Raw genomic sequence first — 6,672 nt, 5'->3', positions numbered from 1 at the left:
GGTTGTACCACACACGAACATCATATTAATTTGTTGTAGAAGGCAGTGAGCGTGTCGCGCTCGTCTCCGGCGGCCGTGGCACGCGAGCATACCTCATGATTTATGACGGTATACGTGGACCGCAAGGTGTACGCATGTACAAGCACATAGCTTTGCTTGTCCGCAAGCAGGGGATGAGCCACGACGAGTTCGTCGAGTACTGGCAGACCAACCACACGCCGATCGCCCGCGAGATAGAAGGTGTCGTCCGCTATCAGACGGTCCTCCCGGCCGACCCCGAGGCGGCCGAGTTCGACGGCATTGCAGAGTTGTTCTTCGACGACCTCGATGCACTGCACGATGCACTTGGGAGCGAAGGGTCGCGTGACTACGACCCCGCAAAGGGGAAAGCCAAGGAAGCCAGAGAAGACGTGGACAACTTCCTCGACATCGAGCGACGCCCGCGACTCATCGGCGAGGAGTTCGTCGAGAAAGACGAGACGGGCGGCGAGACGACGGGACTCTACAAGCACTCGGCGTTCCTCGTCCGGAAAGACGGGATGACTCACGAGGAGTTCCTCGACCACTGGGCGAACACGCACGTTCCACTCGCTCGGGAGATTCCGGGCGTCGTCCGCTATGCCCGAGTCGTCCCGACGGACCCCGAAAACGCCGAGTTCGACGGCGTCGCCGAACTCTACTTCGAAAGTCTCGACGCGCTCCGGGCGGGTCTCGGCCACGAGTCGTCACGCGACTACGACCCTGACCATCCGAAAGCCAAAGCACCCCGCGAAGACGTGGACAACTTCCTCTCGCTCGAAGACCGTCCACGATTCGTCGGCCAAGAGACCGTCCAGAAGGACGTGACGGGTGAGTGATGGCTGGATGAACGCCGACGATTACCGACAGCAGGTCGAAGCCGCCTATCCGGAGCTCGACGACATCGAAGACGACGACCTGCGCGAGAACGTCATCGACGCGTGGTGTCTCGGCCTCGAACGTGGTGGGTGGCGAGATATCGACGACATCCCCTATGCGTGGAACATCCACGAGGTGACCAACGTCGAACACGTCCGCGGCGTGACGCGCATCGCGATTCGCGCGGCCGAAGAGCAGCGCGACTTCCACGGTGCGGACCCCGACTTCGACGTCGTCGTCGCCGCCTGCTTGCTCCACGACGTTGGCAAGTGCTACGAGTACGTCGACTTCGTCGACGACGACGTGCTCGACACGCCCGACCCCGAGTACGCCACACAGGAGATTCCGCACTCTCTGTCCGGATACGCCCTCGCACACGAAGTTGGGTGTCCACTCGCCGTCCAACGAGCGATTCCCCACTTCATCGGTGAGATACCGACGCGAACACTCGAATCGGAACTCGTCAAGAGTGCGAACTCTGCGTCGTCGAATGCAATCACGCAGGCGGCGATGGGAATCAGCCTGCAAGAGTGGGTCGAGCAGTACTCACAGACCCAGTAGCCTCACGCGCTGTCAGTCCATTTTCACCTACACCTTTAGGTGCTATCCGTCCCACGTCGGAGTGATGTACGACCGTGTCAACCTCTCCGACCTCGAACTGCACGAAAATACGATTGCAGATGGACGCGTTCGCGCCGTCGGCTACGAACTCCGACCGAAGAAGATGCGCCCGTCAGTGTGGGTCTTCGAATCCGGTGAACACAGCACCAAACACTACCAGAAAGAACAGGAGGAGCTCTATCATGTCCTCTCGGGGCAGTTCGAGATGACGTTTTTCGACGACGAAGGAGACGAGACGGAGGCGCTCACACTGGAACCCGGTGACGTCGTCGTCGTCTCCCCTGACGAAGTCCGCCAACTCGGTTGTGTCGAAGACGGTGAGGTGTTCATTGTCGGTGCGCCGAACGCGAAGGACGACGGTGTCGTTGTGGACTGAGCAGCACCAACGGGACTCCTTCGTCTTCTCGTTCGGACGCGACACACTGGAACTGAGCACACTGAGCTATAAGATAACAGAGAACATACACGTGTGTATGGTCATCCCCGGCTACGACCCAGACGACCTGGACGAACGACTCGAAGAACTGCTCTCCGACCACGACTTAGCCGAGTATCTCACGCCCGAAGAACGAGAACGGTACGACGAGGGAGCGAATTTAATCGACCTGTTGTCAGCCGAAGATATTCGGGACTTGCTCGACGAAACGCCGGGGACGGACGACTGAGACGACTCCAGACGCTTAGACTGGGTCCAGTCCGTTTTCTTTGCGAAGGACGTTGATGTAGTCGCGGAACCCAGTTTCGAGGTCGTACTCGGGGTCGTAGCCGAGGTCGTCCTGTGCCTTCGTCATGTCGAGGCGTTGGGTCCACGGCAGTTCGCCCTCGTCGGAGACGGTGAGGTCTGCGTCTGGAATGATTTCCTCGACCATCTCTGCCGCCTCGCGAATCGTCGCGAGTTCGCCACGGACGTTGTAGACACGCTGCGTCAGGTCTTCGTCTGGCGTGAACGCGGCTTTCCGGAACGCCTGTGCGATGTCGCGGACGTGCTGCCAGTCGATGACCTGGTCGCCGTAGTCGACGCTGAAGGCTTCGCCCAGTGCAGGCTTTTCGACGATGTTCGCGAGGAACGCCGACCCACCGGTCTCACGGTACGGTCCGTAGGCGACTGTCGGTCGGATGGCGACGTGTGAGACGCCGAAGTCCTCGTAGTAGACGCGCGCTTGATGCTCGTTGTACTCTTTGGTCGCCCCGTAGAGCGTGTCTGGATAGACGAGGTCCGACTCGGTGACGAAGTCGTCACCGTAGTTCGTCGGCGGCGCGTAGACTGCCGCGGAGGAAGCCCACGCTACGCGCTCGACCTGGTCGGAGAGCGCCCGTGCGGCCTCGAAGATGTTGTTCGTCCCCATCACGTTCACGTCGAGGGCGGCGCGTGGATTCGCCCGTGCAGTCGTCGTCAAGAGCGCCGCGAGGTGGATGATGTGTGTCGTCCCCGTCTCTTTGACTGCCCGCACGACGTCGGTCGGGTCGGTTACGTCACCGCGGCGTATCGTCACGTCGTCGGCGATACCGAGTTTCTCTAAGATTCGAGGGTCGGTCGAGAGGTCGTAGGCGACGACGTCGTGGCCCGCTTCGAGGAGGTCCAGTGCGACGTACGAACCGATGAACCCGGTTCCGCCGGTGACCATCACGGTCGATGATGACATGCTACCGTACGTCTCATTGCGTACGAGAAAAGTGTTTCCCGCACCGGCACCAGTTGCCGGCGAAGGTGGGGGTCCGTTCTGTTCCTCCCGTCTCAGTTACTCGTGGAGGCCACCGACCGAGGCGTAGAACGACGACTGTAGCGTCTCGGCCATATCCTGTTCGCGGTCGATGCGAACGTCGATGACCGTTGGCACGTCAGCTCCTTTCGCTTCGGCGAGCGCGTCCCCAAGTTCTCCCGGTGTCTCGGCGCGGATTCCTTCTGCGCCGAACGCCTCGGCGACACGCGTGAAGTCCGTGTCGTGGAACTCTACGCCGGCGATGTCGTCGGGGCCGTGTTGCATCTGCCGGACCATTCCGAGACTGGTGTCGTTGAGGACGACGAACGTCGGTGCGACGCCGTGTTCGACGGCTGTCTCGACGCTCGTCATCGTCATCGCGAACCCGCCGTCTCCGGCGACGCCGATAACGTGTTTGTCTGTCGCGAGTGCCGCCGAGACGGCGGCCGGTGTGGCCCACCCCATTCCTCCAACGCCGCCTGACCCGTAGTAGGTCTGGACGGCGGGCACCTGGAGATAGTTGAGGAGCCAGAAACGGTTGTTCCCCGAGTCGGCTGTGACGATCGTGTCCTCGTCGACGACACGCTCGATTTCTTTGACTGCCCGTTGCGGCAGGATTGGTGCGGCGTCCGAGTCACACTCTGGTGCGTAGAACGACTCTCGGGCCGTCTGTGCCCGGTCTGCTGCCCAGTCGTTGTCGTTCCCGCCGGATGCCGTGAGTTCTCGGAGTGACTCGGCAGCGTCGCCGATGAGTCCAACGTCGGCGGGGTAGACCCATCCCGCATTTCGGGGGTCGATGTCCGCGTGGATGATGGTCTGTTCGTCGGGACGGATGAAGTCCGGGGCCTGCCAGTTGGTGTCCATCGGGTTCATCCGACAGCCTACGACGAGCAGGACGTCCGCTTCACTCACGAGTTGATTTGCACCTTCGTGTCCGAACGACCCAATCACACCGCCGGCGAGGCGGTGTGTCTCGGGGAACGTCGACTTCCCGAGGTAGGAGGTCACGACGGCGGCGTCGTACGCCTCTGCAGTCGCTTGCAGTTCGTCGTACGCGCCGGACGCGTGAACTCCGTTCCCGGAGATGATGACCGGTCGCTCGGCCGCTTCGAGTGCGTCGACCGCAGCGGCAACGTCACGTGCCGTCGGTGCGGCTTTCCACGTTCGCGTCTGGGTTTCTTCGTCCCACACCGGTGGAAGCACGTCTTCGGGATACTCCTCGGTGATGGCGTTGCCATCGAGGATGACTGCTGTCGGACCGGGGCGGCCTGCGACGGCGTGTTTGAACGCGAGTTGGAGACTTCGAATCGTCTCTGTCGGCGTCCGCGGGAACCAGTGTTCCTTGGTGACCGCGTCGAGAATCTTCGGGAGTTCGAGTCCACCGTAGTCGCCGCGCGACTGTTGATAGGGTGCGATGGTCGAGTAGTTCCCGCGCTCCGACGCTTCAGTTATCGCCACCATCGGTGACGACGCGAGACGCGCTTCCATCTGTCCGATGAGGCCCAGACTCCCAATCCACGGACCCTGCCCGGCGAGGACACCCGGCGTCCCCGTCAGTCGTCCGTGCATCTCTGCCATGACACTCGCTTCTCGCTCGTCACGTGGGCGAACGAGTTCGATGGTCGACTCGGGAATGTCGTCGAACAGTTCGATAACCCTGCCACCCGGGTACCCAAAGACTCGCTCTACTCCGAGGCGTTCGAGGCTCTCGACGAGTCGTTCGCTGGTATCCATCGGTCGCTCACGTCCTGTCTAGTTGCGTCGTCTCTTCGACGTAGAGCGTTGGTCCCTGCTCCATGTCGATGAACTCGGCGGCATCGGCGTTCACCCGCTCTCCAATCTCTGAACTAAATGCACTCTTCAGGGCGCCCATGTCCTCGAAGTAGAGTTCGACGATACCGTCGTGCTCGGACCGTTCTGGGTCGGTGGGGAGACTCGTCGAATACTTCTGCAGTCCCGGAAGTTCCTTCGCCATGTCGGCGTGAGGCCCGGTCCATCGCTCGACGAACTCGTCGAACGAGTAGTCTGGCTTACGGACGACTATATTCACCAATTTAATCATGCACGTCAGCTATCTCACTGGCGACTACTTTGCTCTATCGCCCGTCCAAACCGTTCGAGTAGTATGAACACCCGTTCGAAGTCCTCGAACACATTTATGAGTGATGAGAACGGATGTCACACGATGACCGACGAACAACGCCGTCCAGTGAAGACGGCGACGACGTCTTTCGCCATCCTCGAATGCCTCAAAGAACGAGGGCCGCTCGGACCGACGAAGCTCGCCTCCGAACTCGGGCTGGCAAAGAGTACTGTCCACAGGCACCTGAAGACGCTCGAACGTGAGGGGTTCGTCGTCCCAGACGAGAACGGACATCGCGTCGGGCTTCGGCTCCTCGACTTTGGTATCTACGCTCGCAACCAACACCAGTTCTACGAGGTTGCGAAGCCAAAGGTCGACGAACTCGCCGAGGAGACGGGCGAGAAGGTCTGGTGCGTTACGGAAGAAAAGGGCCGCGGGATTCATCTCTACGGGGCCGCAGGCAAACACTCTGTTCGGACGCCGGCCAGAGAGGGGACACGTTCGTACCTCCACCAACTCGCCGCCGGGAAGGCCATCCTCTCTGCGTTCCCCGACGAACGCGTCGAAGCCATCATCGACCAACACGGCCTCCCGGCGAAGACGTCGCACACGATTACTGAGCCCGACGACCTCTTCGAGGAGCTGAGCACGGTTCGTGACCGTGGGTTCGCACTCAACCGCGAAGAAATCGTTCCCAAACTCCACGCTGTCGGTGTCGTCGTCACCGACCAAGACGGCTACCCAGTCGGTGCAATCAGTATCTCGGGACCATCGAACCGACTGAAAGGAGAACGGTTGACTGTCGACCTCGCAAACTTGCTCCTCGGTGCGGCGAACGAAGTCGAAATCAACCTCAACTTCTCGTAATTACCCTGCGACCAATTTCTCACGGAACTCACTCTATCGAACGCCCGTTCGTATTATTCGAACGGCTACTCACAGAGAACACGTGATTGTGACCGTTCAGCGCTCCCGTCTGTACGGTTTCTCTTCAGGAACTCCACTGACTCGCGGCAAGAACCGACGTTCGAATAGTTCGAACGAAATTCTGTGAAACAATCGTTATGGTTTCTCGTTGTTTTCGCATGGTATCCGTACAAATTACGGTAGTACCTCTGTAATGGCGACAGGGAAGACGCCCCCGTTATTTTTAGGTCTACTATTACACCTGTATGGGTGTAAGGACACTCACAGTCTGGTTTTGATCGCGCAGACAGACGTTCTATCAGTTCGTACAACTGTTCTATACTTACGGACGCACGTTCGAAAGAGCGGAACAGCAGAGTGACTACTCGCGGGCCAACAATCGGCAGACTGAGTGTTCTAGTCACTAGTGCGTCCAAAAGTTCGAAGTGATTTTGTAATTCACCC

At 59.9% G+C, this 6,672-nt stretch carries 8 protein-coding genes; 5 read left to right on the top strand and 3 right to left on the bottom strand.

The features are described from left to right. Window positions 1–134: 134 nt before the first annotated feature. The 4 genes from GJR98_RS16925 to GJR98_RS16910 all read left to right on the top strand — a co-directional run bounded on the left by GJR98_RS16925 (window position 135) and on the right by GJR98_RS16910 (window position 2,183). Window positions 135–857, top strand: coding sequence for an EthD domain-containing protein (locus tag GJR98_RS16925; protein WP_151139915.1), 723 nt, complete (start codon window positions 135–137; stop codon window positions 855–857). A gap of 7 nt (window positions 858–864) precedes the next feature. Further along, complete coding sequence (locus GJR98_RS16920; protein ID WP_151139921.1) at window positions 865–1,458, top strand: HD domain-containing protein; 594 nt, start codon at window positions 865–867, stop codon at window positions 1,456–1,458. Between the two features lie 64 nt (window positions 1,459–1,522). Beyond that, window positions 1,523–1,894 carry a cupin domain-containing protein gene (locus GJR98_RS16915; RefSeq protein ID WP_151139914.1) on the top strand — a complete coding sequence of 124 codons (372 nt, stop codon included), beginning with the start codon at window positions 1,523–1,525 and terminating at the stop codon, window positions 1,892–1,894. A 97-nt stretch (window positions 1,895–1,991) separates the two neighbouring features. After that, complete coding sequence (locus GJR98_RS16910; protein ID WP_151139913.1) at window positions 1,992–2,183, top strand: hypothetical protein; 192 nt, start codon at window positions 1,992–1,994, stop codon at window positions 2,181–2,183. A gap of 15 nt (window positions 2,184–2,198) precedes the next feature. On the opposite strand, the gene GJR98_RS16905 is transcribed toward GJR98_RS16910, so the two are convergent. The 3 genes from GJR98_RS16905 to GJR98_RS16895 form a co-directional block, all read right to left on the bottom strand. Beyond that, entirely contained in the window at window positions 2,199–3,143 is a 945-nt protein-coding gene (locus GJR98_RS16905) for an NAD-dependent epimerase/dehydratase family protein (protein ID WP_151139920.1), read from the bottom strand. A gap of 114 nt (window positions 3,144–3,257) precedes the next feature. After that, window positions 3,258–4,952, bottom strand: a complete 1,695-nt coding sequence (locus GJR98_RS16900) for a thiamine pyrophosphate-binding protein (protein WP_151139912.1) — start codon at window positions 4,950–4,952, stop codon at window positions 3,258–3,260. Between the two features lie 7 nt (window positions 4,953–4,959). Beyond that, on the bottom strand, window positions 4,960–5,280 hold the full coding sequence (locus tag GJR98_RS16895; RefSeq protein ID WP_151139911.1) for an EthD family reductase: 321 nt from the start codon (window positions 5,278–5,280) through the stop codon (window positions 4,960–4,962). A gap of 123 nt (window positions 5,281–5,403) precedes the next feature. On the opposite strand from GJR98_RS16895, the gene GJR98_RS16890 reads away from it, so the two are divergent. Next, entirely contained in the window at window positions 5,404–6,168 is a 765-nt protein-coding gene (locus GJR98_RS16890) for an IclR family transcriptional regulator (RefSeq protein ID WP_151139910.1), read from the top strand. The last annotated feature ends 504 nt before the right edge of the window (window positions 6,169–6,672 follow it).

The sequence above is a fragment of the Haloferax marinisediminis genome, assembly GCF_009674585.1.
Classification (GTDB): Archaea; Halobacteriota; Halobacteria; order Halobacteriales; family Haloferacaceae; genus Haloferax; species Haloferax marinisediminis.
Note: the sequence above shows the minus strand (reverse complement) of the source record. Positions and strands in the feature narration are given on the sequence as shown.

What these genes read in the sequence shown, in the direction of transcription:
- GJR98_RS16905 (WP_151139920.1), bottom strand. Translation starts at nt 3,143, where the DNA reads ATGGTCACCGGCGGAACCGGGTTCATCGGTTCGTACGTCGCACTGGAC.
- GJR98_RS16915 (WP_151139914.1), top strand. Translation starts at nt 1,523, where the DNA reads ATGTACGACCGTGTCAACCTCTCCGACCTCGAACTGCACGAAAATACG.
- GJR98_RS16895 (WP_151139911.1), bottom strand. Translation starts at nt 5,280, where the DNA reads ATGATTAAATTGGTGAATATAGTCGTCCGTAAGCCAGACTACTCGTTC.
- GJR98_RS16900 (WP_151139912.1), bottom strand. Translation starts at nt 4,952, where the DNA reads ATGGATACCAGCGAACGACTCGTCGAGAGCCTCGAACGCCTCGGAGTA.
- GJR98_RS16920 (WP_151139921.1), top strand. Translation starts at nt 865, where the DNA reads ATGAACGCCGACGATTACCGACAGCAGGTCGAAGCCGCCTATCCGGAG.
- GJR98_RS16925 (WP_151139915.1), top strand. Translation starts at nt 135, where the DNA reads ATGTACAAGCACATAGCTTTGCTTGTCCGCAAGCAGGGGATGAGCCAC.
- GJR98_RS16910 (WP_151139913.1), top strand. Translation starts at nt 1,992, where the DNA reads ATGGTCATCCCCGGCTACGACCCAGACGACCTGGACGAACGACTCGAA.
- GJR98_RS16890 (WP_151139910.1), top strand. Translation starts at nt 5,404, where the DNA reads ATGACCGACGAACAACGCCGTCCAGTGAAGACGGCGACGACGTCTTTC.